This window comes from Paenibacillus sp. FSL K6-0108, from assembly GCF_045040695.1.
Taxonomy (GTDB): Bacteria; Bacillota; Bacilli; order Paenibacillales; family Paenibacillaceae; genus Paenibacillus; species Paenibacillus pabuli_B.
The window spans coordinates 4,457,217-4,482,167 of record NZ_CP150288.1 but is presented as its reverse complement, the minus strand read 5'-3'; the positions used below and the strand labels follow the sequence as shown (position 1 = coordinate 4,482,167).

22 protein-coding genes are annotated in these 24,951 nt (G+C 43.6%); 17 read left to right on the top strand and 5 right to left on the bottom strand.

Annotated features, from left to right (window positions below):
• Positions 1–117 precede the first annotated feature (117 nt).
• The 6 genes from MHB49_RS20075 (at position 118) to MHB49_RS20050 (ending at position 7,475) form a co-directional block, all read left to right on the top strand.
• On the top strand, positions 118–2,583 hold the full coding sequence (locus MHB49_RS20075; RefSeq protein WP_405152731.1) for a glycosyl hydrolase 2 galactose-binding domain-containing protein: 2,466 nt from the start codon (positions 118–120) through the stop codon (positions 2,581–2,583).
• Between the two features lie 110 nt (positions 2,584–2,693).
• A complete protein-coding gene (locus MHB49_RS20070; protein WP_405152730.1) occupies positions 2,694–3,587 on the top strand; it encodes an ABC transporter permease in 894 nt (297 codons plus the stop codon).
• A 1-nt stretch (position 3,588) separates the two neighbouring features.
• Positions 3,589–4,485, top strand: coding sequence for a carbohydrate ABC transporter permease (locus MHB49_RS20065; RefSeq protein WP_405152729.1), 897 nt, complete (start codon positions 3,589–3,591; stop codon positions 4,483–4,485).
• Positions 4,486–4,561: 76 nt separating this feature from the next.
• The gene (locus MHB49_RS20060; protein WP_405152728.1) at positions 4,562–6,193 is read left to right on the top strand and encodes a hypothetical protein; all 1,632 of its coding nucleotides are present in this window, start codon (positions 4,562–4,564) and stop codon (positions 6,191–6,193) included.
• Between the two features lie 209 nt (positions 6,194–6,402).
• Positions 6,403–6,624, top strand: coding sequence for a DUF896 domain-containing protein (locus MHB49_RS20055; protein ID WP_247897891.1), 222 nt, complete (start codon positions 6,403–6,405; stop codon positions 6,622–6,624).
• 212 nt (positions 6,625–6,836) lie between these two features.
• Positions 6,837–7,475 carry a sugar O-acetyltransferase gene (locus MHB49_RS20050; protein ID WP_405152727.1) on the top strand — a complete coding sequence of 213 codons (639 nt, stop codon included), beginning with the start codon at positions 6,837–6,839 and terminating at the stop codon, positions 7,473–7,475.
• A gap of 100 nt (positions 7,476–7,575) precedes the next feature.
• Here MHB49_RS20050 and MHB49_RS20045 read toward each other — a convergent pair whose 3' ends face one another.
• Positions 7,576–8,928 (bottom strand): MATE family efflux transporter, encoded by a 1,353-nt coding sequence (locus tag MHB49_RS20045; RefSeq protein ID WP_405157195.1) that lies wholly within the window; start codon positions 8,926–8,928, stop codon positions 7,576–7,578.
• A gap of 170 nt (positions 8,929–9,098) precedes the next feature.
• Here MHB49_RS20045 and MHB49_RS20040 point away from each other — a divergent pair, with 170 nt between their 5' ends.
• The 5 genes from MHB49_RS20040 to MHB49_RS20020 all read left to right on the top strand — a co-directional run bounded on the left by MHB49_RS20040 (position 9,099) and on the right by MHB49_RS20020 (position 13,805).
• Entirely contained in the window at positions 9,099–9,779 is a 681-nt protein-coding gene (locus MHB49_RS20040; RefSeq protein WP_247897889.1) for a TetR/AcrR family transcriptional regulator, read from the top strand.
• A gap of 274 nt (positions 9,780–10,053) precedes the next feature.
• The gene (locus MHB49_RS20035; protein ID WP_405152726.1) at positions 10,054–10,944 is read left to right on the top strand and encodes a helix-turn-helix domain-containing protein; all 891 of its coding nucleotides are present in this window, start codon (positions 10,054–10,056) and stop codon (positions 10,942–10,944) included.
• A 159-nt stretch (positions 10,945–11,103) separates the two neighbouring features.
• Positions 11,104–12,168 carry a Gfo/Idh/MocA family protein gene (locus MHB49_RS20030; protein ID WP_405152725.1) on the top strand — a complete coding sequence of 355 codons (1,065 nt, stop codon included), beginning with the start codon at positions 11,104–11,106 and terminating at the stop codon, positions 12,166–12,168.
• Between the two features lie 174 nt (positions 12,169–12,342).
• Complete coding sequence (locus MHB49_RS20025; protein ID WP_247897887.1) at positions 12,343–12,837, top strand: RNA polymerase sigma factor; 495 nt, start codon at positions 12,343–12,345, stop codon at positions 12,835–12,837.
• Positions 12,834–13,805, top strand: a complete 972-nt coding sequence (locus MHB49_RS20020; protein WP_405152724.1) for a hypothetical protein — start codon at positions 12,834–12,836, stop codon at positions 13,803–13,805. Before MHB49_RS20025 ends, MHB49_RS20020 begins: the two co-directional genes overlap by 4 nt.
• Before the next feature lie 229 nt (positions 13,806–14,034).
• On the opposite strand, the gene MHB49_RS20015 is transcribed toward MHB49_RS20020, so the two are convergent.
• Positions 14,035–14,499 (bottom strand): VOC family protein, encoded by a 465-nt coding sequence (locus MHB49_RS20015; RefSeq protein ID WP_405152723.1) that lies wholly within the window; start codon positions 14,497–14,499, stop codon positions 14,035–14,037.
• Between the two features lie 107 nt (positions 14,500–14,606).
• Between MHB49_RS20015 and MHB49_RS20010 the strand changes: the two genes are divergently transcribed.
• A complete protein-coding gene (locus MHB49_RS20010) occupies positions 14,607–15,521 on the top strand; it encodes a YafY family protein (RefSeq protein WP_247897884.1) in 915 nt (304 codons plus the stop codon).
• Between the two features lie 36 nt (positions 15,522–15,557).
• Entirely contained in the window at positions 15,558–16,073 is a 516-nt protein-coding gene (locus tag MHB49_RS20005; RefSeq protein WP_405152722.1) for an AAA family ATPase, read from the top strand.
• A 232-nt stretch (positions 16,074–16,305) separates the two neighbouring features.
• Here MHB49_RS20005 and MHB49_RS20000 read toward each other — a convergent pair whose 3' ends face one another.
• Entirely contained in the window at positions 16,306–17,268 is a 963-nt protein-coding gene (locus MHB49_RS20000) for a helix-turn-helix transcriptional regulator (protein WP_405152721.1), read from the bottom strand.
• Between the two features lie 107 nt (positions 17,269–17,375).
• On the opposite strand from MHB49_RS20000, the gene MHB49_RS19995 reads away from it, so the two are divergent.
• The 3 genes from MHB49_RS19995 to MHB49_RS19985 all read left to right on the top strand — a co-directional run bounded on the left by MHB49_RS19995 (position 17,376) and on the right by MHB49_RS19985 (position 19,600).
• The gene (locus MHB49_RS19995; protein WP_405152720.1) at positions 17,376–17,855 is read left to right on the top strand and encodes a GyrI-like domain-containing protein; all 480 of its coding nucleotides are present in this window, start codon (positions 17,376–17,378) and stop codon (positions 17,853–17,855) included.
• A gap of 18 nt (positions 17,856–17,873) precedes the next feature.
• Positions 17,874–18,338, top strand: coding sequence for a phage tail protein (locus tag MHB49_RS19990; RefSeq protein ID WP_405152719.1), 465 nt, complete (start codon positions 17,874–17,876; stop codon positions 18,336–18,338).
• Positions 18,339–18,520: 182 nt separating this feature from the next.
• Complete coding sequence (locus tag MHB49_RS19985; RefSeq protein WP_405152718.1) at positions 18,521–19,600, top strand: NAD(P)H-dependent flavin oxidoreductase; 1,080 nt, start codon at positions 18,521–18,523, stop codon at positions 19,598–19,600.
• Between the two features lie 191 nt (positions 19,601–19,791).
• Here the strand turns inward: MHB49_RS19985 and MHB49_RS19980 are convergent, their stop codons facing one another.
• Entirely contained in the window at positions 19,792–20,319 is a 528-nt protein-coding gene (locus MHB49_RS19980) for a DinB family protein (protein ID WP_405152717.1), read from the bottom strand.
• Positions 20,320–20,468: 149 nt separating this feature from the next.
• Complete coding sequence (locus tag MHB49_RS19975) at positions 20,469–22,484, bottom strand: ATP-dependent DNA helicase (protein ID WP_405152716.1); 2,016 nt, start codon at positions 22,482–22,484, stop codon at positions 20,469–20,471.
• A gap of 170 nt (positions 22,485–22,654) precedes the next feature.
• On the opposite strand from MHB49_RS19975, the gene MHB49_RS19970 reads away from it, so the two are divergent.
• Positions 22,655–24,919, top strand: a complete 2,265-nt coding sequence (locus MHB49_RS19970; protein ID WP_405152715.1) for a glycoside hydrolase family 3 N-terminal domain-containing protein — start codon at positions 22,655–22,657, stop codon at positions 24,917–24,919.
• Positions 24,920–24,951 lie beyond the last annotated feature (32 nt).

The following is a 24,951-nucleotide window of genomic DNA, read 5'->3' as shown; positions in this document are numbered from 1 at the left end:
TCTCCAATTATTGTTAATGTCAAAATAGCACACGAATTCCGTGAACACAACATAAGAAAGTATGGAAGCCTCTTGATAGAATGAAATAGATTACAAAGACATCAGGAGGTATCACAAATGTTGCTTATCGATCTCAATGGCAGGTGGCAAATGAAGAGAGTGGATCATGCCGAATGGCTTCCAGCGACGGTTCCAGGCTCGGTCTTTCATGATTTGCTACAAGCGGGACAAATGGAAGACCCTTACTACCGCGAGCAAGAGCAGGCGGCACTTGAACTGTGTAATTATGATTATGAATACAAACACTCTTTTGAAGTAAGCGCAGCGGATCTCAAGCATGACCGGATCATCCTGTTATGTGAAGGGTTGGATACAATTGGCGAATTGTTTCTGAATGGAATGAATATCGCGAATGTAAGTAATATGCACAGTACTTATGAAATCGATATTACCTCCTTTATCAAACAAGGTGAAAATACCATACACATTGTTCTTCGTTCCCCTGTGGAGTATGTACTGCGTAAACAAGCCGAGCGCCCGTTGATTAACTGCAGTGATGCAGTAGAAGGAATCTCTCATTTGCGTAAAGCACACTCCATGTTCGGTTGGGACTGGGGTCCACAATTACCTGATTTGGGAATCTGGCGGAATATCTCCATTCAAGGCTATGATCATGCCCGTTTGGAAGATGTCTACATTACACAGATGCATAGCGAAGGTAAGGTAACCTTAGATGTTCGCGTAAGGGCATCTAGTTGGGTCCAAGAAGAGCGTGAGATCATGGTCACATTAGATACACCATCCGGGGAGACGTTGAAAGGATGCACGTCTGTCGTGAATGATGGGGATCATCATATCTGGATTGAAGTGGACCATCCCGAGTTATGGTGGCCGAATGGTCTGGGCAAACAGCCATTGTATCAGCTAAGCGTTGCGCTTATGGAACAAGGCGTGGAGCTGGATCGTGATGCTAAGCGCATTGGACTGAGAACATTAACTGTGAAGCAAGAGCAGGATCAATGGGGTGAGTCCTTCGAATTTGAAGTGAACGGTGTATCCTTTTTCTCGATGGGTGCTGACTATATTCCGGAAGATAATATCTTGCCGCGCTGTAACCCAGATCGGACAGAACGATTGATCAAGAGCTGTGCGCAAGCCCATTTCAATACAATTCGTGTCTGGGGTGGCGGACATTATCCGGAGAATTACTTCTATGATTTGTGCGACGAATACGGCTTAATTGTATGGCAGGACTTGATGTATGCCTGCGGTGTATATGAACTGACTGAGGAATTTAAGCAATCGATTACAAAAGAGACCATCGATAACATGAAACGCTTGCGTCATCATGCCTCATTAGGAATCTGGTGTGGAAACAATGAGCAGGAGATGGCTTGGGTTGAATGGGACTGGGCGAAGAAAACATCCTTACAGTTACAAGCAGACTATATTAAGCAATACGAGGTATTACTTCCGGCTATTGCGAAGGAATATGATCCAAACACGTTCTACTGGTTAGCTTCACCTTCATCCAAAGGCAGCTTTGACAATCCGAACGATGAAAATTACGGAGACATGCATTACTGGGATGTGTGGCATGGCAAGAAACCTTTTACCGAATTCCGCACATTGTTCCCGCGCTACATGTCCGAATTCGGATTGCAATCCTTCCCGAATCACAAGACCATAGAAACGTTTACGTTGCCGGAAGACCGCAATATCTTCTCACCGGTCATGGAATCTCATCAGAAGAATGGTACGGGAAATGAGAAAATTCTGTATTACATCGGGGAGACGTATCGTTTGCCAAAAGATTTCAATTCCCTGTTATACGCTTCACAGCTCATTCAGGCTGAAGGAATCTCATGTGGGGTTGAGCACTGGCGCAGACATCGTGGACGCTGTATGGGAGCACTGTACTGGCAGTTGAATGATTGCTGGCCTGTTGCTTCCTGGTCCAGTATCGATTACTTTGGTCGCTGGAAAGCACTACATTATGCAGCCAAACGCTTTTTCGCGCCTGTTCTTGTATCGGCTCGGGAAGATGGTTCGAAGGTAGAACTTCACGTATCGAATGAGAGTAGGAATGCTGTAAAAGGAGAATTGAAATGGAGTCTCATGGATTCGCAATCCAATGAAATCGTAGCTTCTTCAAAAGTGATTGAGTTGAAAGCGTTATCAACCTCATTATTCGAACAGCTTGATTTCACTGAGATGCTCGATACAACTATAAAAAAACGGAAAACGTATTTACAGTTTTCCTTTGTGGTGGATGGTGAAGTTGTCAGCGAAGGTACAGTGTTATTTGTGAAGCCAAAGCATTTTGGTTTTATTGATCCTGCAATTGAGACCACGATGACAGAAGAAGAGGATCGTTTTGTTATTACTGTTGATTCGAAAGCTTTTGCACGGTTTGTGGAGCTTGATTTCAGTGAATTAGACGGTATTTTCAGTAACAATTATTTTGACTTGTCAGCAGGTGGAAGAAAGACCATTTCTCTGAAGAAAGATGATCTCAACAAACCGGCATCCCTTGAAGAACTGCAATCACAGCTAATCGTACGCAGCGTATTTGATTTGTAAGTTGTTCCTTCGCTTTTTTCTGATATTGCCAATCCAATCGATAGAAATCCGATCGTTGTTGTATGTTACCGCTTTCAAATGATCTCTATACTGATGTCAGAGGTGGTTAAATGATTGAACGACTGGCAAAATACCGTTGGCAGTATGTAATGATTCTACCTGGTGCGATTCTTCTGCTTCTTTTCAGCTACATTCCGATGGTGGGCATCCAGGTGGCATTCAAGGATTTTCACATTGGCAGCACGATGTGGAGCAGTGAATGGGTTGGTTTGGAGAACTTCTCATTCTTGCAAGATGAACAGTTCTGGATTGTGGTGAAGAATACGATTTACATCGCGATTCTCAAGTTTGTGTTCGGATTTCCAGCTCCGATTATGTTGGCCTTGCTCATTAATGAGGTGAAAAACAACAAATATAAGCGGTTTGTCCAATCCGTGAGTTATCTTCCGCATTTCTTTTCATGGATCGTGGTCGCTTATATCCTGCAATCTCTGCTGACGTTGGACGGCGGATTGGTCAATCAGTTGATCGAGAAGCTCGGGGGAGATTCAATCTTTTTCTTGGGATCTACGGAGTGGTTCCGGCCCATGATCGTAGTGAGCGGTTTATGGAAGGAGATTGGCTGGAATACGATCTTGTATCTGGCGGCAATTACAACGATTGACCCGCAGCTCTATGAAGCCGCTAGGGTAGAAGGAGCAGGACGGCTTGCACAAATTCGCAACATTACACTGCCGGGTATAATGCCGACCATCTCCATCGTGTTGATTCTCAGTATGCCTGGACTGATAGCAGTAGGCATGGATCAAATCTATCCTCTGATGAATCCGGCCAATCAGCCAGTCGCAGATGTGCTAGACACATATATTTTACGAAATGGCTTGCAGCAAGGTTATTTTGGAATGGCCACTGCAGTGGGTCTCCTTTCTTCGGTCATCAGTCTGGTGTTGGTACTATGCACCAATCAGATGGCGCGAAAGTTCAACGGAGAGGGGCTTTGGTAATATGAGAACTTCTATGAGGGAACGGGTGGGCCAGACAATTATTGTGTTTCTATTGGCCCTTCTCTGTATCTCGGTAATCTATCCATTCACGTATATGCTCGCCGTTTCCTTAAACGTTGGCAGCGATGCGGCAAAGGGCGGTGTCTATCTGTGGCCTAGAGAGTTTACTTTGTACAATTATGAGATTGTGCTTGGGAATTCGGTTATTCAACATGCCTACTTAATTACGATATCCCGTACAATCGTAGGCACTTTTGTCGGCTTACTGATCACACTTCTGGCGGCTTATGGCTTGTCCTATCGGCAGCTTCCTTTCAGGAAATCCCTCCTGGGATACGTGCTGATTACGATGCTGTTTAGTGGCGGATTAATCCCTTTGTATATCCAGCTTAATCACTTGTCATTATTAAACTCATTCTGGGTGTATATCATTCCGTCCGCTTTCTCGGCGTGGAATATGTTTGTGATGATGAAATTCATCCAGGGGATTCCGGAAGCACTGATCGAATCGGCTGAGATTGATGGTGCCAATCCTGTCCGCATTCTCTTCGTTATTATTATGCCGCTTTCGAAACCCATGCTTGCAGCCATTGGCCTTTTTACTGCAGTGGGGCACTGGAATGACTGGTTTTCTGGCGCATTTTATGTTTCAGATCAGAATCTGATTCCGGTTCAAACGTTTTTGCAACAACTGCTGTCTGCCCAGGATATCTCGACTGTCCTCGGGTCCAACAATAATCAGGAAGCGCTTGCCCGGGGCACCATGCTCTCTAACGTTACACTGATGTCCATCAAAATGGCGACAGTTATGGTAAGCGCGCTTCCGATCCTGTGTGTGTACCCATTCCTGCAAAAGTATTTTGTAAAAGGTGTGCTTATCGGCTCAGTAAAAGGATAACCCAATGAAAAATGAAGCAACAGAATGGGTTTTCTAATCCTATACAATTTCAAAATAACCGAGGGGGACGTATGTGATGAGTTTACGTCAACAAAAGGGAAGAAAACTGGTGCTATTATCCTTGGCTCTACTGATGTTTGGGATAACGGCATGCTCAAGCAGCAGCACAGAGAGTGGCAGCAGTTCTGCAAATTCATTTAAGCTATGGCTGGGATGGAATGCAACCATTAATAACCAAAGCATGGTCCAAATGTATTGGAAAGAAAAGGAGCCGGGCATAGACGTTCGGCTGGAGGCTACGCAGGGAGATGTAATGACAGAGCTGAACCTGAAATTGAATACTGGTGGTTTTGATGATGCAGCTCTGTTCTCACGTAGTGATGTCGTGACCACTGCGATGACGCGTTCGGGCAGCGTTCTTCCGCTGGAGCAATACTTTGATATGCCGGATAAATATCCTGGATTGGCCTCCATTCCGAAAATCTATCTGGATCAGATGAAAGCTTCGGACGGACATATCTATTCCATTCCGACATGGTTTGATCAAAATCCCGATGATCCTTGGCCTGGTTGGGCTTCCTATGGCTGGTTTGTCCGTACAGATGTACTGGAGAAAACCGGCATGACGATGGATGATCTGAAATCGTTGGATGGTATAGAGAAGTATTTGAGATTGTCGGCTAAGCAGAAAGATGAAAACGGGAAACCGTTGATTCCCCTTAGTTTTCTCTCTGACGCAAGCGATGAAAATGTCATCCTGAGTACATTTGGCGTTACGGTCAGCACAGCGGGCGGCGTCATTCCAGTAGAGAAGCAAGGTAATGACTATCAGTTTATCTATGACAATCCACAATATAAAGCGGCTTACCAATGGATGAACAACATGTTCCGGGAAGGGCTTCTGGATCATGAAGCAATTACAGACAAGAAGGAGCGTTACAAAGAGAAAAACAAATCCGGACGTGTAGCCATGAATGCAGGTGGGTTCTTTAATATGGACGCACAGTTATGGGAGGTTCTTGACGGGCCAACCGATCCGGCATGGTACTATGATGTCATTCCCTATCCGAAAGTGGATGGCGTGAGTGAGATTGGCGCTAATCAGATTATCAATCCTTATCCTGCCAATGACGTTTTTATCAATAAAAATACTAAAAATCTCGATTCCATTCTTGCTTTCTTTGATTACACACTACAGCCTAAGCCCGAACAGCAGCAGGTTGTGAATGAAGGTCCGCCAGGAGTGTTCTGGGACTGGGTGGATAAACCGTTGGGAAAATGGGTGTACACGGATGAGAATTACAAGGCCTTGCATGATTCCGGAGATCAAGCGAAGAAGGCAAGCACGACGCCAGAGCTTTACGCGGCTTCTTCCTATAGTAATGACTGGTATCCATGGTGGAATTATGGGGTTACTGATCCGAAAGGAAGATTCAAAACGATCGAATTCACCGAAAAGATTGGCAAAATGGGTGGAACCAGGGTTGCTGAAAACTACGATATGGTGAAAGCCAAACCGGGTGGTTTATGGGAGAAATATTTGCCTGAACTTGATAATGTGCGAAAAGAATATAAAGCCAAGCTTGTTATGGCTAAGGATGACTCACAATTTGAACAGGCATGGAGTGATTTCCAGGCTGCGCTGGAAAAACGAGCACATTGGAGTGAACTCAAACAGGAATGGCATGAGGAGCTTCAAGCCAACTAGTAGTTAGGAGAAGAGGACTGTCGAATATGACAGTTCTCTTGTTGCTTTTGCATAATTATGTGGTGGTACGGACATTAAATAAATGTGAATCAAGAATTAGAGGGGAGAGTGGTGCCATATTCTCGGCATTATCTAATAAATAGGTGCAACGTATGCTTTTCAGTGCTAGACTACCAGTAAGATTAATTGTATTAAAGGAGAGGAAAAGGATGATTAAAAGTTTAGATCGCATTAATCAATTGGCGAAAAAACAGCGTGAAGAGGGTTTGACAAATGCGGAACGAGTTGAACAACAAGTATTGCGAGAAGACTATTTACGGGAAATTCGAGGGCAGGTTTTAAACACTTTTTCAACACTTACAGTACTCGATCCGCATGGAAATGATGTAACACCGGACAAAGTACGAAATGAAAAGGGAATCCGTTTATAGGAAGGAATAGCTTATTCGAAAAAAGAAAACCTACGAGTATTCATTGACAGAAAAGGATTGTATAAATACATTTTTTCTAGTTGATAACGTGGGGTTCTTCTCATATACTTTATAAATAATCTTTATAAATGTTGTATATAAAGCGGTTTAATTGTGGCCTTAGCAGACGGGTTGATACATGTATCGAAATATTTATAACAGGAGCTGATCACATGACGGAAGAAGAACGAATTTTTAATGGGATCTTATTTAGTCCCGGCCATTCTGACCTTAAGGCTATCAAGCTTCGCTCTCATAATCTTAGTAGTCAATACAGTCGTACATTCGAGGATCAAACAGAGGAACGCGAAACATTACTCCTGCAGATTTTGGGTCGAAAAGGAGAGGGGTGTTTCATTCAGGGGCCTATTTTCTTTCATTATGGTGTCCACACAGAAATCGGCAACTATTTTTTTGCAAACTATAATTTGACCGTCCAGGATGATGCCAAAGTTACCATCGGTAATCATGTCAGTTTTGGGCCTAACGTGACTATTGTTACACCGGTTCACCCATTCATTGCTTCCGAACGTCGACAAATGCTGGATCAAAACGGAGAGCCCAAGTCGCTCTGTTATGCAAAGCCTGTCACCATCGGGAATGACGTTTGGATTTCGGCTAACGTCACCGTGTGCGGCGGTGTTACCATCGGCGACGGTTGTGTCATTGGTGCTGGAAGCGTAGTGACGCAGGATATCCCTGCGGGCTCTTTTGCAGCGGGTGTACCCTGCAGAGTTATTCGTCCAATCACGGAAGCGGACAGCATGCGCTATAAGCCGGAAGTTCTGGCTGATTGCAGTGTAATTGAATAAATAATATTACAACAAATAAGAAACCATTCCTGGACAAAGGAACGGTTTCTTATTTTGATTGGAACTTTGTTGTTTGGCTGGAAAGCTTATTATATGTTCTCTAATGTACCAGGTTCTCTAAATCCGGCTGCAATTTGTTACGAAGAATATACAGCATGATCGCTCCAACAAGGAACGCGACGACATCCGCAATGACGAGTGACCACACTACCCCGTGAAAGCCGTTGAGTCGGTTGGCGATATAGAGCACAGGAATTAGAGTAATTCCTTGAATGACTGACATAATAAATGCGGCGGTTCCTTGCGCTGTTGCTTGAAAGATCCCCACAAACAATGAGGTCATTCCTGTAATAAACAAAGATAAGAACGTGACATGCAGAATGTAGCTGCCCATTTCAATTAATTGTGGGTCATTCGTAAATAAACCAATCAAGTGGTCGGAAATCAGATAGACGATAATGCCGAACACAACAGCTAACGCCACAATTGCTTTGATCGTAAATCCAATAGTGTGCTTCATGCGTAATTTATTTGCTGTAAAAGAGAAGGCAATCAACGGCACAACTCCCTCGCATAAGCCCATCAGAATAAACTCAGGAAATTGCAACAAACGTGATGAAATTCCGTACCCCGCTATGGCCTGATCCCCGTATTCGACAAGAAAATGGTTCAAAATGAGCGACATTGCACCCAAAAAAACACTCATTATAAAGACGGGAACCCCGATTTTGAATACATTGCTCATAATTTCCTTGGAAGCTTTGAACCATTTTACCGAGACGGTCAAGAATTGGCTCTTATACCCCATATGAAATGCGTAAAAGACACTGGCAACCAGGTTGGAAATGACCGTAGCAGACGCCACGCCAATCACACCCCAATGGAAGACGAAGATGACGATCGCATCAAGAATAATATTTACTGCCACACTGAGAATCATACCGATCATGGATGTGATTGCTGCACCCTCCGAGCGCACGATATTTTCCAGTGTAAAAAATAAAATGACGAATGGTGAACCTACAAGCATAACCGTAACGTAGTCCTTCGTAAATCCAAATGAATCAGGCGTTGCTCCCAATCCATGAACGATCGAATCAATCAGCGGTAGACCGACAGCCATCACAATAAGACCGAGAACTAAACTGCTGTAAAAGGCGAATGAAGACACATGCTTAAGATCATCATATCTTTTTTCTCCTAGCAAACGGGAAATAAATGTCCCGCTGCCCATGCCAATCAAGTTGCCAAGCGCCATAATTACAGCGAATAAAGGCAAGGTTAGGGCGAGTGCGGTTAACATAGCTGTATTGCCTAATGTACCAAGGAAATAGGCATTCAAGATGGAATAGATGACACTCATCGACGTGCCTAACATCATGGGTACTGCGAAGTGAGCTACGGCTTTTGCGATCGGTGCTTTTTCAAAATAATGGAGGTTTTCTGCATCCATGTGATTCACTTCTTTCTTCATTTAATTTTTGAACAGGCCTGGAATTCGAACTTATATTCATCTTCCAATCTAACAGTGTTAGTTTGTGCCTTACAGTGTTAGATGGTATCATGAACTTATGAACCTGTAAAGCATAATCTTACACTGTTAGATAAAAGGACGGATAACCGATGAAAAAACAACAGCCTCAGATTTCGGAGGATAGGATTTTGGAAGCCTCTTGGGAGCTACTTGGGGATGAAGGCATTGAGAAATTCAGTATGAGGCGATTGGCTGATCGGCTGGGTATTCAGGCTCCTTCTCTGTACTGGTACTTTAAGAGCAAGCAGCATCTCTACCAGCATCTGGCCAACCAGATATCGAAGATGATCTTGAACGAATTCCAATCCGACGGGGACTGGAAGGTGCAAATGGAGGGCCTTGCAATATCGATACGGAGTGTACTCCGACGGTATCCCTGCTCCACGCAGCTTATGATGCAGACGCTGCCACATGAGCCGGACATGATTCGCTTCACCAACCGTATGCTGCTCTGCATGGAATCGACGCCACTTGAGCAAGAGCAGAAATTGCAAGCCGTTCTTACGCTTGTGAACTATGTTTTCTTCTTCGTTCTGGATAACTATGAGCACCAGCGCACCGTCTCCGTTATGATTAAGGACAAGGGAGAGCTTTCGGGCGGGGAGATGATTCAGCTTCTGGACTCCATGAGCGAGACAGAAGCAGGGCTGTTCCGGAGAATGCACAAGGGCGGGCTGTTTGAGATGATGGGGAGCGACGGAGCGTTTGAGTTCGGTTTGAAGCTGATTTTGTCGGGAATTGAGCAGGTGATAAAGGAACAAGAAAATTAGAATGTCAAAAACCGCTCATCTGGTTATTGGATGGGCGGTTTTTGAAAAGGCATATTGCTAATGTTATATTGTAACTTTACCTTCAAATTCGAGTTGATGACGCAGAAATACTCAGCAACAATCCTTATGAGAAAAATGTTTATAAACATATCCTTTTGAATTATTATTAGGATCTACGGAGAAGGAACAGAAGGAATTTGCACAGGAAGTTGTATGAGAACGGTTACAGTATATATATTGAATGCAACATATATAAGGAGGACAGCTAGCGTACATGAGCTTATATCTGGAAATCCCGGAACTTGATAAAAGACTCCCATTTCGAAGTTTTATTCACAAAGGGGATGTGCTCTGTTATCCTCACTGGCATAAGGAAATTGAGATTATTTATGTTACCCAGGGAAGCCTGGATTTGGGATTGAATGACAAGGTGATCCGTCTGAAGCAGGGGGAAGTCCAATTCATCAATGGCGGTGACGTCCACTTTTTTTTGTCATCCCCAGATAGTGAGCGAATTGTTATTCAATTTGACCTGAGTCTGTTCCAGGACGTATCCACACTCATTTACGATGATCGGTCACTTCGTGACATTTTTACTCAAATAGAGCAATCCAGCAGGAACTGGCCTCGTGAAACGGCAACCAAGCTTCTTCCTCTTCTTCAAAACATAAGCACAGAAGATTACGAGCGCAAAGAGGGCTATGCATATATGATCAAAGCCAAACTTTACGAAATGTTGGCTTTTATTCTAAGAGAAGTACCAAGGGGGAGTGAGAAACATCGACCCCAAATCTCGGAAAATATCTTGACTCCGACCAAAGATATGCTTTTAAAGCTGGAACGAATTTTTGAATATGTAGAAAGCCATTACCAGGAATCAATTATACTAAAAGACGTTGCCGACTATATAGGGTTCAGTCCTTATTATTTCACTAAGTTTTTTAAGAAAAATACTGGGATGACCTTTGTAACCTTTCTAAATGAATATCGAATTAATAAAGCAAAATGGATATTGCTCAATGAAAATTTCTCAATTACCGAAATAGCAGAGCAGGCAGGATTCAATAGCGTTAAGACATTTCATCACTTCTTCAAAGAAGCGACGGGGACATCGCCTTTAAAGTATCGCATGACAATATCCGGGAATAAAACAGCAAGAAAATAGGAAGATAGTCTCTAATGAGACTTGTATGATAAGGGTATCAAATTAAGTTGAGGTGCTATACATCTTGCATACATCAAGGTCGCAGCCACTCATCTTTTTTACATAAAGTTTTGCTGTGAGAGTTCTATTCATATAGGCATATTCCAAAAAGGAAGGACGATGAAGATGAATAACCGAATTTATAATATAGCAATTGTTGGCTTTGGGGGGATGGGCAGTTATCATTGCCAGTTAATTGAGCCTGTATCACAGATCTCCGTCATCGGGGTATACGATACGGTTGAATATCGGATGGAATTGGGAAAGGAAGCCGGCTATAAAACATACGCAAGTCTGGATGCTGTTCTGACAGATGAGCTGGTGGATATCGTTTTAATTGCTACACCTAATGATGTTCACAAAGAAATAGCCATTCAAGCTCTGCAGGCGGGTAAACATGTCATTTGCGAAAAACCGGTTACAATCACCAGCAAGGATTTTGATGATATCGTCAAGGTAGCGAACGAGGAAAAACGCGTGTTTACGGTCCATCAAAATCGCCGCTGGGATGAAGATTTCCTGACGGCCAAGGACATCATCGATAAAAAGACTTTGGGCGAGCTGTTCCATTTGGAATCCCGAGTTCAAGGAGCCAACGGCATTCCTGGCGACTGGCGCCAGCTGAAAGATTACGGTGGAGGTATGCTGCTGGATTGGGGCGTGCATTTGCTGGACCAACTGCTGCAGATTACAGATAGCCAAATTGAAAGTGTAGCCGCTAATTTAAGTTATATTTTGGGAACCGAAGTGGATGATGGTTTTACGAGTTATATAACGTTTAAAGATGGCCTTACGGCACTTATTGAAGTGGGAACGACCAATTATGTGAAGTTACCGAGATGGTATCTCAAAGGAACGGAAGGTACTGCAGTGATTAGGGACTGGGATTTAAGTGGAGAGATTATCACTCGAAATCCGGATGTTGCTCATATAGAGCCGAAACCAATTCAAGCGGGGCAGGGATTGACCAAAACGATGGCACCGCCGTCCGAACAGTCCACACTAAAGTTTGCGATAGAAAAGCCCGACTTGGAGGAGCAAAGCTTCTATGAAAATTTCGTCTCTGTACTCGAAGGGAAATCTGAAATTGCAATTAAGAATGATGAAGTTCACAGAGTACTTGTATTAATTGAGACTATTTTTGAAGCAGCAGAGACCAAAAGTGTGATCCATAGAAGTATTTAACACGCTTTCTGTTATTGCTGTAACTACCATAGATGCGTTAAATCGTGTAAGCCGTCATAATGACGGCTTTTTGTTTGTCTAAATTTAATTACATCAAAACAATAAATTTACAACAAAATGTGACCAAATGCCGTCCTTGAGAGTGTTAGAGATATAAAGGAGGGCAGAACAACCATGCAGCGATCAGTGCCCCAACGGGGAGATCATGTGATGAAAGTCTATGAGACTTACGCGGATACGCTGTTCCGAATTGCCATGGTGCATCTCGGCAGAAGAGAGGACGCGGAGGAAGCCACTCAGGATACCTTTATCAAGTTAATAGAAAAAGCCCCTACGTTCAACGATGAAGAACATCAGAAAGCATGGTTGATCCGGGTCATCACCAATCATTGTAAATCCTTATTAGGCAGAGGCTGGCGCAAACGGGAGGTCAAGTTGGAGGGAGCAGATTCCCATACGACAGACGACCCCGAAGATCAGGCGCTGATCGAACTCGTACTGTCACTGCCCGTCAAATATAGATCGGTGGTTCATTTGTACTATTACGAAGATTATCCGATCCGGGAAATCGGTGAGATCCTGCAGATCAGCGAGTCTGCGGTGAAGATGCGATTGAAGCGGGGAAGACAGCTGTTAAAACTGGAGCTGGAAGGAGAAGAACCCCAATGAAAGAGGAACAATTCAAACGAAACTATAAGAAAGCGGTGGATCAGATGAAAACGAACGACCAAATGAAGAAACGGATAGAGCGTACTTTGAACACACAACGTCATGAGCAAAAACGCGAGCGAAAACCTCTTTATATTGCAGCAAGCGTCGTCATCGCTGCCAGTATTGGACTCGCGGCGCCAAGCATATGGAAGCAAGTGAGCGGACCGGCCGCGCCAGTGACGCAAGTGGCACAGGTCACTCCAGTCACGTCATTCGACCCGGTGATGATTCCGAAGATGGAGCTGCCAGGTTCAAAGGGGAGTGGCAAAATGGCCAATATGCTTCAACTAGTCGTTTATCAGGGCAAGGTTTATACGCAGTCCGCAACAACGCTTGCCGGTGCGGATGCGCTTGTCCTGCGAGGCGAGAAGCTGGGGACTACGACTGGTGGCATTGATGAGTTGAGCGTCCCAAATAAATACACGGAACTGGCCTCCAATATTGGAGAAGCGGACATCTACGCGGTTAACGGCTATGACACGGACTTCCGCATCATGTCCTACACCGAGATTGATGGCGAGGTGTATGCTCAACTATTTGACCAGAACAACGGCATTACCATCGGCAGCGGCGCAGATCTCATCGGCAAGCTACATCTCGAAGGCAACGTCACTTCAGCGCAGTGGGAGACCTTCGCCAGCTGGAACAATGGCTTGCAGCAGTTGCAGCCGCTTGCAGCGGATAAATCGCTAAACAGCTTTATTTCAGCGCTATATGTGGCTAAACCGATAGCAACGAGCCCGGAACTGGAGGAGCGCCTTTACGGGCAAGAAAATCGCAAAATCATTTACCTGACGCTTGAAGATAAGACACAGGTCCAACTGGTTCTGTTCGGGGAAGGTCTGATTCGCTACGGCAATGTACCGGTATTCTTCGAAATGGAGAAAGGTGCCTTCCAAGCGTTCTGGAACAATCTGAGCGAGTAAAGTGGAGCCAGTTAAAGATGAATTATGATTAGGAGATTTACTTCGTGCTGAATCAATAGCTGCAGGAGCAGATGGGCTAACCACTAACTAGTCGTATGAAATCAAGATAGCTCAAAGCCCACACAGTGCTCAAGTTGAGTATATACGGGCTTTGAGCTATTTGAACTTTCAAAGTTTGAGAACGAGAACAGCAGCAAGCTTAAAACCTTAATCTCTTTTATAGAAAGAGTTACTCTTTGCTAGAAATTACGCTATCAAGGAATATATCAGCGTCGCTATTAAATTTCCAAACGACACCAAATTTATCAACCAACATTCCGAAGCAGGAAGACCAAGGCATTTCTGATAAAGGCATGATTACATAGCCATCTACAGACAAATTAGAAAAGTAATTTTCCATTGTCTGCTTATCATCAATAATGATGCTAATGATCACATTGTTACCTTTAACCAACTCACCCGTTACGTTCTTCATCGAAGGAAGTATATCCGACATCATTATTTTTCCACCTGCAAATTCTAACGATGACTCCATAATCATATTTAACTCATTTTCTGGCAGGGGATAATTTGGATCTTGTGGAAAATTCTTGAATTTCACTTTTTTTACTTCACTTGCGTTTAAAGCTTCTGAATAAAACGCGATGACCTGCTCTGTGTTCCCATCAAAATTTAGATATGCGATAACTGACATGATAAAACCTCCTTCTTGTAATACATGAATTGTAAGCTATAATAGGTGACAGCTTTAATGTCATCTTTTATAGCTATATTCAAATTTTTTAACTAAAGAGGAGTACTATGAATAAGATTGAAAGATTAATATCCATCATAATGATCTTGCTGCAAAAGAATGTGGTTTCAGCCACCGAATTCGCCAAATTATTCAATGTGTCAAAAAGAACGATTCTACGTGATATGGAAACACTCGGATTATCTAACATTCCCATTTATTCTATTAATGGAGTGAACGGCGGATACGGAATTATGGATGAATACAAAATAGACAAACGACTTTTAAGTAGTAAAGACTTAGAAAACATACTAACTGCACTGGGCGGATTAGGAAAAATTTTATTTAGTGATGAAGTAGAATCAACGCTTAAAAAAATTGAATCGATGATCGGTTTAACGAATGTGGGACGTACGATTCAACTTTCATTTTATAATTGGGATGGCCGTCCTGAGATTGCCCAAATCTTAAAAACATGTCAGGAAGCAATAGTGCAAGGAAGGTTGCTTACATTCGATTATATAGATCGAAGTGGAGTCAAGACAAAGAGAAGGGTCGAGCCATACCAGCTTCATTTTAGAGAAATGAGTTGGTATTTGAAGGGGTTTTGTTTAGAACGAATGGAATATCGAACGTTTAAAATGTCTAGAACGGAAAATCTGAATATGGATATTAAAACCTTTGTTGCCAGAGACTATGTGACTGAGCAGAAAGCAGAACAATATTATCAACCAAAACTAATCACAATTAAAGCATCGATCACACATCGAATAAAAGATCATTTTATTGAAAGATACGGTCAAAAAAGGATTGAAGCCTATAATTCTGAACTCCTAATAGCCGAAATAGATTTGCCGCAAAACGACTTTGGATTCCAGTTTTTAGCTGGCTTCGGAACGGACTTGGAAATTATAGAACCTAAAGCATATGTTGAAGAATTTCGAGAGTTTCTAAATGCGATGGTAAATAAATATGCCCATTAACCTAAATCTAATAATGAAAAGAAGGAGCAGTTAACTATGGAAAAAGTGATTTACTTAATTACAGGCGTAATGGCTTCTGGAAAGTCAACAGTAGCGGAGCTGCTGGCTTCGAAGCTGGAAAAAGCTGTGCATCTGCGTGGAGATATATTCCGTCGCATGATTGTATCAGGACGCGAAGACATGTCCGCTGAACCGTCGGAAGAAGCAGTCCGTCAATTATATTTGCGTTATCGGTTAGCGGCAAATGCTTCAAAAACCTATTATGAGAATGGTTTTTCTGTTGTTTTGCAGGATAATTACTATGGTGGGGAATTAGTCTATATGATGGAGGAGTTAAAAGATTACCCGGTCCAGTTAGTTGTGCTGTGTCCAAAGGTAGAGGTGGTAAAAGAGCGTGAAAAATCAAGAGGAAAAGTTGGGTACTCTGGATTCATGGTAGAGAATCTGTATTCAGATTTTTTGCGAGAAACGCCTCAAATCGGATTTTGGCTGGATAGTTCGGAGCAGTCACCTGAGCAATCTGTGAATGATATCTTATTGCACTTTAGATGAAATCAAATTACTGATCTTAAGTTGCTAAAAAATCGCAGATTGCTCGATTATGGAGTTATGTTGAAGAGGTATTCCTCAATACGTTTTTATTTTATGAATCGCTAAACGTTACCTTAGGTTTCTTCTTTCGATGGACAATTGGGATAATGTCCCTAAGTTTGATCTTGATAAAAACAGCAGATAATAAAAGCACAGCCATGCTCCCAGAGATTTGGATGTAGCTATCCCCTAATTAGGGGCAGTATAAGCTTAATCTCTCTTGTACAAATGCTAAAATTTCTTCTGGCATCTCCTTGACCTTGATATCTCCACCTAAGAAAAGCAGCCAGTTGGTTATTTCGGTTAATTCTTCTGAATGATGAATATTGATAAACGTCTTTATTATGGCTGTTGTTTGGTAAGGGTTCGTATAGGATAGTGAAAACTGTAAAGGATGATATTTCTTGAATTGGGCAATGGCCTTTGGACCAAGTTCGATAACAAAGTTAATAGCTTCTTCCTGCTTACTTAGCTGTTCTAAAATCTTTTTCTTACTTCCCTTTTTTTTCGCAGGGAATGATTCTATATGGATGAGATTATCGACAGATAAAATCCGTCTCTTTTCTTCTTCTAAATCAAAGCCTTCAATGAGCCATAGACTTTTTTCACGATAAAGGTGCAGAAGATAAATCGGATAAGACTTTATTTCCTTCTCTTCTTTGACGGTAATTAACAAATAACTCTCAATAAGAAGAATCTGAATGAGTTTTTCTAACATAGGGTGGGGCAGATCTGAGAGATCAAGCAAGTCGGGATTATGTGGGTTGGTTCCTTCAAAAAGCAAGATTTGATTTAAAAGAACCAGGTCATCCTGCTGATTTTTGGAGATGAGACCCAGTAACTTTTCGGTTAAAGACTGACGACTTTTTAGATAAGGGAGTTGTTGATTTCTGGTTGCCATAAAGGCAATAAAAAGAGCTTTGATTTCGTTATCGGTAAAGCGGACTGTGGGCAGGACAGAGTTGTTCATGACAAAATAACCCCCCTCTCTCCCAACTTCAGCGACAAGCGGCATGCCCATGGCTTCAATTTCTCTAATATCTCGAATAGCGGTCGAACGTGAGATGTTAAATTCCCGCATGATTTCAGAAATGGTAAAATGGGCGCGGTTGTTGATATACCTCATGATGATATTAATCCGTTCAACTTTTTTCATCGGACCACCCCTAAACAGTATCATAATTTGACATGATTTAAAGTTATTATAAACCCATCAAGTGAAAAGACAAATCCATTGATAATTTAAAGAGGACGGTGTTAAAGATGAGTAATTATCATTTTGAAGAAAAAGACAGCTTTATTGTGTTAGGTATTGGAACGGAGCTTAAGAGCGACTACACCGACTATGCTGGTATTAACAAGGAAAAGGCTGATTTTTGGTCGACTGTGAAAGCAGACGGAAGCCTGGATTCTTTAAAAGCTATTGCGACCAATGACTACATTTTTGCTGTGAATGAAGCGGTGAATAACAAGATGATGCATTATGCAGGTGTCATGACGGAAGAAACACTGCCAGAAGCCACCAGAGTGATCCAATTCCCTAAGGGTGAATACCTGGTGGTTAAGGGGGAAGGGACAACAGCTGAAGAGTTGAGTAACAACCTTACTGGTGTTGCTTTTGGTCAAGTCCTGCCACAAGAGAAAAATTACGCTTATGTTGGCGGACCAAATACAACGGTAGAGATGGGACAGCGAAACGGCTTGGTGTTTGGTGAAATGTGGATTCCTGTAGTTAGGAAATAACGAGTAGGAGAGATGGAAATGTCATATATTGTTGATTTCAAAAATGTATCTACGGCTGGATTAGAGTCTTCACCGGTAGCAGCCGCACTTGCTGGTTTGCGTGCGAACGAAGCCCGTTATTTTATGAATAAATATAAGCATGAATTTACGGTTGTGCCCGCTAGTGAAAGCCAGGATACTCTTGATTACGTGAAACGAATTTTGAAGGAAGAACGTGATATTGAATTTTCGGCCAAGCCCTTGGAAACGTCGGCTTTTCAAGTGGAGAACATTCAATTTTCCTACGTCTTTTATGAGGATGGACTTGGTCTCAACGCCATGTATACGGTCGATGACCCTAAGAAAAGAGCCGTTGGTTTTAAACTTTCTGAAGGGATGGAAGTACCAGCGGAGTTAGAAGGGAAGTTTAAGTTTGCCAGACAGAAATCTAAGTTAGCTGGAACCATTCGCGGCTCGTATTTTGTAATCAAGAAAGAATATTAGAATGGGTAAAAGGCATGTGGAAGAAACAAAGATACTCCCATTAAAAGCTGCTGTTTTAGCGGCTTTTTTGTCTTATTACGTAAGTTTTTAATCAGATTAACAATTTACAAATTATACAAAATGGATAAACCCGGTGTAAACTATGAAGAAAGGAAGCTGGATTGTTAAAGGAGGAAACCTTGATGGCTATTCAATTAAACAGTAAGCTCTGTCAAATCTTCAATATTCGTTATCCAATCGTTCTCTCAGGAATGGCGGGGATTCCCAATATGGCTCCACTAGTGGCTGCGGTTTCCAATGCCGGGGGATTAGGAACACTTGGAGCTGCATACATGACTCCCCAGGAGTTAAGAGATGCCATACACGAGGTCAAAAAGCGGACGAACGCAGCGTTTGCCGTAAATATTTTTGCTCATGTTGGACCGGATCACTATACGAATTTTGATGCAGTAAACGAAGAGTTGAACCCGATTCGAGAGAACTTGGGTGTGAAGAAACGTACTCAAGATGAAATACGTACATCCAATCATTTTGAAGAACAGCTGGGCATCTTGTTGGAGGAAAAAGTTCCGATTATCAGTACCACTTTTGGACTACTTTCCGAGCATCATATGCAAAAGGTAAAATCGCTAGGGATCAAAATCATGAGTAAGGTCACAACGGTAGAGGAAGCTGTTCAAGCGGAGAAGCGAGGATGTGATGTCATTGTTGCACAAGGGAGTGAAGCAGGTGGGCATCGGGGAACTTTTGATGTATCATCTCGGCCCAGCGGAGCCAATATCGGAACTATGGCCCTTGTCCCACAAGTTGTAGATCATGTCCATATTCCTGTCATTGCTGCCGGCGGAATAATGGATGGCAGGGGGTTGGTGGCTTCACTTGCTTTAGGAGCACAAGGTGTACAAATGGGAACCCGTTTTTTGACATCAGCAGAATCTGGCGCACATGAGGTATATAAACGCGGGTTACTTGACAGTACAGAGGAGAGCACCGTAATTACAAATGCATTTTCAGGACGCCCAGCGCGTGGAATAAAGAATGACTTTATACAACATTGGGAAGCATCCCTTACTAAACCGCTAACCTTCCCTACCCAAAACACATTAACTCGAGAGATCAGAAATGCTTCTGCTAAGCAAAACAATCCAGAGTATATGGCTCTTTGGGCAGGTCAGGGAACCAGAATGTTAACCGATAACCACGCTGCGGGCGATATCATTAATCAAATTGTAGAAGAGGCCAGAGGTATCATTTCATTCTAAATGAATGACTAAACGAGAGAAGACTTTTGTATGGTTGGCGGAGCAAGTATGGGTCCCGAATGAAGGATCAGGACTTGCTCCTTTTAGTGTGTATGCTGATAAACCAATAAAGTCATCCGAGTGTACGTCCTCATTTAGGAAGAAGCCATAGAACATCGGTCGGGTCACATTTCGTTTGGTCGTTGTGTAGATTATAGTTTGACATTCAGCGAATATCGATCGCGTAACACCGACAAATGGTGGAGCTCATGTCCAGCGATAATATAGGCGATCGATCGAGCTGAAGCAGGGTTATCACTAACGATTCCTTTGCGGAGCCAAGCCTCTGGCGTAAGGCGACGGAGCATAAGAATGGTTGAGCGGCGTGTGACGGCATATTCTTCGTTTAAATCGGCCACGGTATACACATCGAAGGGATGGGTTTGCATAAGCACGTCCTGATCGTAGCCGGGATGATTCGTTTTATCTCCTCTGGCTATTCGTAACAGTCGGCTGCTCATGATGCGTTCGTTATCCGTGAGGTGGCCAATGACCTCTTTCACGCTCCATTTGCCTTCGGCGTAACGATAATTTGCCTGCTCCTCTGACATTGTAGAAAGCAGCATATGTACGATGTTGGCCTGTCGCTCCAACCGTTCGATAATGTTCCCTTCAGGAACAAGCTGGATGTAGCCTTCATAAAAAGCTGCATACTCCTCTGTAGCTGGTCTGTCAACCATGTGAATGCCTCCTTTGGGATTCATAGCTCTGAATTATATTCTAGCATAAATTTTACTTCAAGCATTGAAAAGTAGGCCCTCCGCGATATGGGCGGAAGAATCTATTCATGTGATTGGCGCAGTTGTATGGTGTGGTTGTTCCATTTTCACTAGGTAGGTCGCATCCTCTTTTTTTGGACAAACTTCTCCAAATCCGTAAAATCCTCAGTCACCTCTTTGAATGGCAGCGTGTCCAACACCTGCTTCCGGTAATTCTTTTTCGCCGCTGCGCTTAGGCGGGAGTCAAGGATGCTGAGAATGCCAAGGTCCGTTTCGCTGCGAATCAAGCGTCCAGTTCCTTGCCGTAAGCGCAGGAGCATATCAGGTACATACACTTCCATAAACGAATTCTCCGTTACAGAAGCCTTGTACTCATAAACAGGATCTGAAGGGACAGGGAAGGGCAGACGGAAAATAATGACCTGTGACAGATCGGGACCCTCGATATTCACGCCTTCCCAGAATACACCTGTACTCAGGAGTACACCTTTGCTTTTCCTGAATTCGGCGATGACACCGTCCTGGGAAGAGCCCTCTTTTTGAACATGGACTGTCCATGGATACTCATTAGTTCTTGATATCAGCTTGTTATGGATGTACTTCATGTCTTCCTTTGCCGAAAATAGGACGAGGGTTCTTCCTTGCGTCAGATTACAGAGTTCAACCAATTCATTGTAGGCTGCTTCAAGATAATGTTTGCGCTGATCATGCTGGTAATACGGAACTTTGTTTGAGATGTACATCATCGCATGATTGGTATAGTCAAAAGGCGAAGATTTTCGATCCATAAAATCCCCCCTATAACCGATGGATTGCGTCATATAAGAGTACTGTTCCTCCAGCGTTCCCCCGCCTTGGCACAGGGTTGCTGACGTTAGGATAACAGGTACTTTGCCATTAAATAAAGCGTATTTCAGAAATTGGCTTATATCTTTGGGACAGATGCTGATCGTAGCTACCTGGCGGGGATTGCTTGCCCATAAGAGATAGTTGTCTTCTAGTTCAGCCAAGACATTTATGAAGGTAATCAGCCCGTTTATGGCTTCAAAAGCGTCATCAATTTCCCGTTCATGACGGGATGACAAAATGGAAAGGCGAAGGCTGAGGTCTTTCAAATCGTTCGAAACTTGGTTTAACGGTATTCCTTTGATATCCGACACTTTTATACGGTCACTATCCTGCTTGTCATGGTGGAGCAAATCCTCGTTTATCTGTTTAAAGATACGCTGGGCGCAGTTTTTTATAAACTTGGATTGGGAAAAAAGACCCTTATCCCCGGACTGCTTCGAAAGAAGCTGCACAGTAGCATCCAGAATGCGGCAGATTCCCCGGAAAGTGAACTCAAGCGTTCTTGCATCTCGAACTTTTGTTTCCAGATTATGCGCTTCATCAATGACGATCAGAGCCGGCCGTTCGGTAATGATGCTTTTGGTTCCTTCTTTTTTCTTCATCAGATCACGTATCAGCAGGTCCTGATTCACAATAATGAAATCAATCTCGTGAGCCTTTGCATTCAATTTAGCCCTCATATCGTAAAACAAACACCCATTTTTATGGTGACAACGTTCAAATTGGCAATCGTTCACGGAAACGTTGGACCACTCGGCATCGCTAATTCCACCTTTAATATCCGCTCTTTCATCAATTTCAAAGTTTAAAATACGCTGGGCAAGGACATTCAGAGAGGAGTCCGGATCGGGTTTTAACAATTCTGCCGCCCTGCTTCGGCAAGCATACTGGCCCATGCCTTTTCCGACGACGGAGCGAACCGTTGTGAATCCCAACCGGCTACCAATAACCCTTAGATCTTTATGTACCTGTTCCGAAAGCTGAATGGAGGATGTAGCTATAATGACCGGTTGATGCGACATTTGATTCGTGAGCAGGCTTGGTATGAGGTACCCAAAAGACTTTCCGATTCCGACACCGGCTTCGATCATGGCATTACGTCCATAGATATAAGCATCAGCTATATCGAGAGACATTTCTTGCTGCCCGATTCGCTCTCGAAGTCCGATTCGTGGAAACCGGTCATACACCCGAAAGATGGCATCAACCAAAGAACGTTCGAGATCCTTTTTCGACTCATGCTTTTGTGATTTATAGAGTTCATTCAACCAATTCATGACGATCACCTCACTCCGCAATGTAAAATGGATCTGTATGGATATTTTTAGTGAAACCTATATTATCTTTGAAGCGGATACAACAGTCAAGTGTTCGCTTACAAGCGCAACAAAATATATATTGAAAGCGTCTATTTATCTTACTAAGAACAGCAATAGGAGTGAAACAAATGCAACTAAAAATGATGGCAATATGCGGTGCCGTTCTCGGTTCATTGCTCGTATGGGCAGGTAGCGCAGCTGCGGAAGAACGTTTTAATGATCTGCAGTATTCAAAGTGGGCAGAAGACGGTATAGAGTATATGGCGAAACGGGGAACAGTCGCGGGAATTGGCAACGGGAAATTTAAGCCCGGAGGGTTAGTAACAAGATCGCAAGCCGTCACTTTTCTGGTGCGTGAGCTTTATCCAGAACAGTTAGAGAAGCCGGTAGAAGGCACGACATATTCGGATGTGTCTACAAAACACCCCTTCTATAGAGAAATAACCATAGCTGCAAAAAACGGGCTGGCTAGCGGGTTGCCAGATGGCACTTTCCGTCCCGATAAACCGCTTAGCCGCGCTGAGACCGCAGCATTCCTTACTCGCGCATACTCACTTTCGGAAGGCAAACAATCCGTCCATTGGTCTGATTCAGCAAAACATTGGGCGGCAGCGCCCATTCTCATCATGAGCTCGAACGGTTTGGTCGGCGGATATTCGGATGGCACCTATCGTCCCAATCAGACGGTCACACGGGCTGAATATGCCGTATTTATGTCGCGAGTGATTCGGTTCGAACGTCAAGATGCGATACAGAGCCAAGATTGGGACAAGCTAATTTCATATATGACCGTAAGCGAGCAAGTCGGCCAGATGCTTATGCCGGACATCAGGCAATGGAACGGTAAAGTGACTACGACCGTTAATGAAGGACTGAAAGAAATTATTCACGATCAAGATTTGGGTGGCTTTATTCTTTTCGACAAAAATATTGTAGACACTAGGCAAGTCGCCTCATTCACGCACACTCTGCAAACAGAAGCAGGCGACATTCCTATGTTTCTTGGCATTGATCAAGAAGGAGGCGTTATTAAGCGAATACCGGGCGGGACGAATCTGCCAGGGCAAATGGCGCTTGGTGCAACCGGAGACACGGGACTAGCCGAAGCGGCTGGAAAACTGACGGGGGAGGAGCTGAAGGCGCTTGGATTGAACATTAATTTTGCCCCGGTGCTTGACATTAACAGCAATCCGGACAACCCAATTATTGGCATGCGATCTTTTGGCTCAGACGCAGATTTGGTGACGCAGCTTGGTCTAGCAACGATTAGGGGGCTACAGCAATCAGGGGTAATCGCGGCGGTCAAGCATTTTCCAGGGCATGGGGATACAATGGTAGACTCCCATCTCGGAATGCCGGTGCTGACACATAACCTTGAGCAGCTCAATTCGGTAGAATTGAAACCATTTCGGGCTGCGATTGAAAACGGGGTAGAGATGATCATGACTGCGCATATTGCTTTCCCTGCCCTTGACAACGAACATGTCACTTCACTCAAAGACGGTAGCAGCGTGCCGATACCTGCTACGTTGTCTCATAAAGTATTGACTGGACTGCTTCGTGAACAAATGGGATACAAAGGTCTTATCATTTCGGATGCCTTTACAATGAATGCGATCGCAGAGCATTTTGGAGAGAATAACGCCGTGGAACGTGCTGTTTCCGCAGGTGTTGATATCATCCTTATGCCAAAAGATTCGGCAGCTGCACATCAAACATTGGTGAACGCAGTGAAAAGCGGGAAGATCCCGGACGAAAACATTCATGCTTCAGTGAAACGAATTTTGGAGCTGAAAGCCAAATACGGTTTGTTTGAACGGAGCCAGACTCTTGCGCAGAAGCTAACCAAGCTTAACGGGATCATTGGATCGAAGCAGCATCGGGCGGTGGAACAGGAAATTGCAGAGCGAGCAGTCACCGTATTGGCCAGCCGCGAGGGTGTGCTTCCGGATCAAATTCAGCAGGGCGACCGGGTCGTTATTCTCGCAGCCGAACAGGAACAGGCACAGCAGCTTGAAAAGCAACTGTTACTGTCTGCCAACAATTTATCCCTAAAGACAGAAATTTCTCTTATTGGACAAGGGAAGACGAATGAAGAACTTCAGGCGATTGCACAAGCTGACTACGTCATTCTCGCTTCTTACCAATTCCGCAACGTGGCCAGTGAGTTCGGTTGGTCCACTTATCAAACCTTGATTGATACGATGAACAGGCGTAATCAGCGCTACTCTCTAATGTCGCTTGGCAACCCTTACGAGTTGATTTACTTGCAGAATGTACGCTCAGGACTAGCCGTATATGGAAAGCAGGAGCCCAATACGAGAGCAGGGATCAAAGTGATGGTTGGACAAACGAAAGCTGCGGGCAAGTTACCTGTGAGGACTGGTCCGTGACCGGAAAGTTTTTGAGGGAATGGCGCTTGATT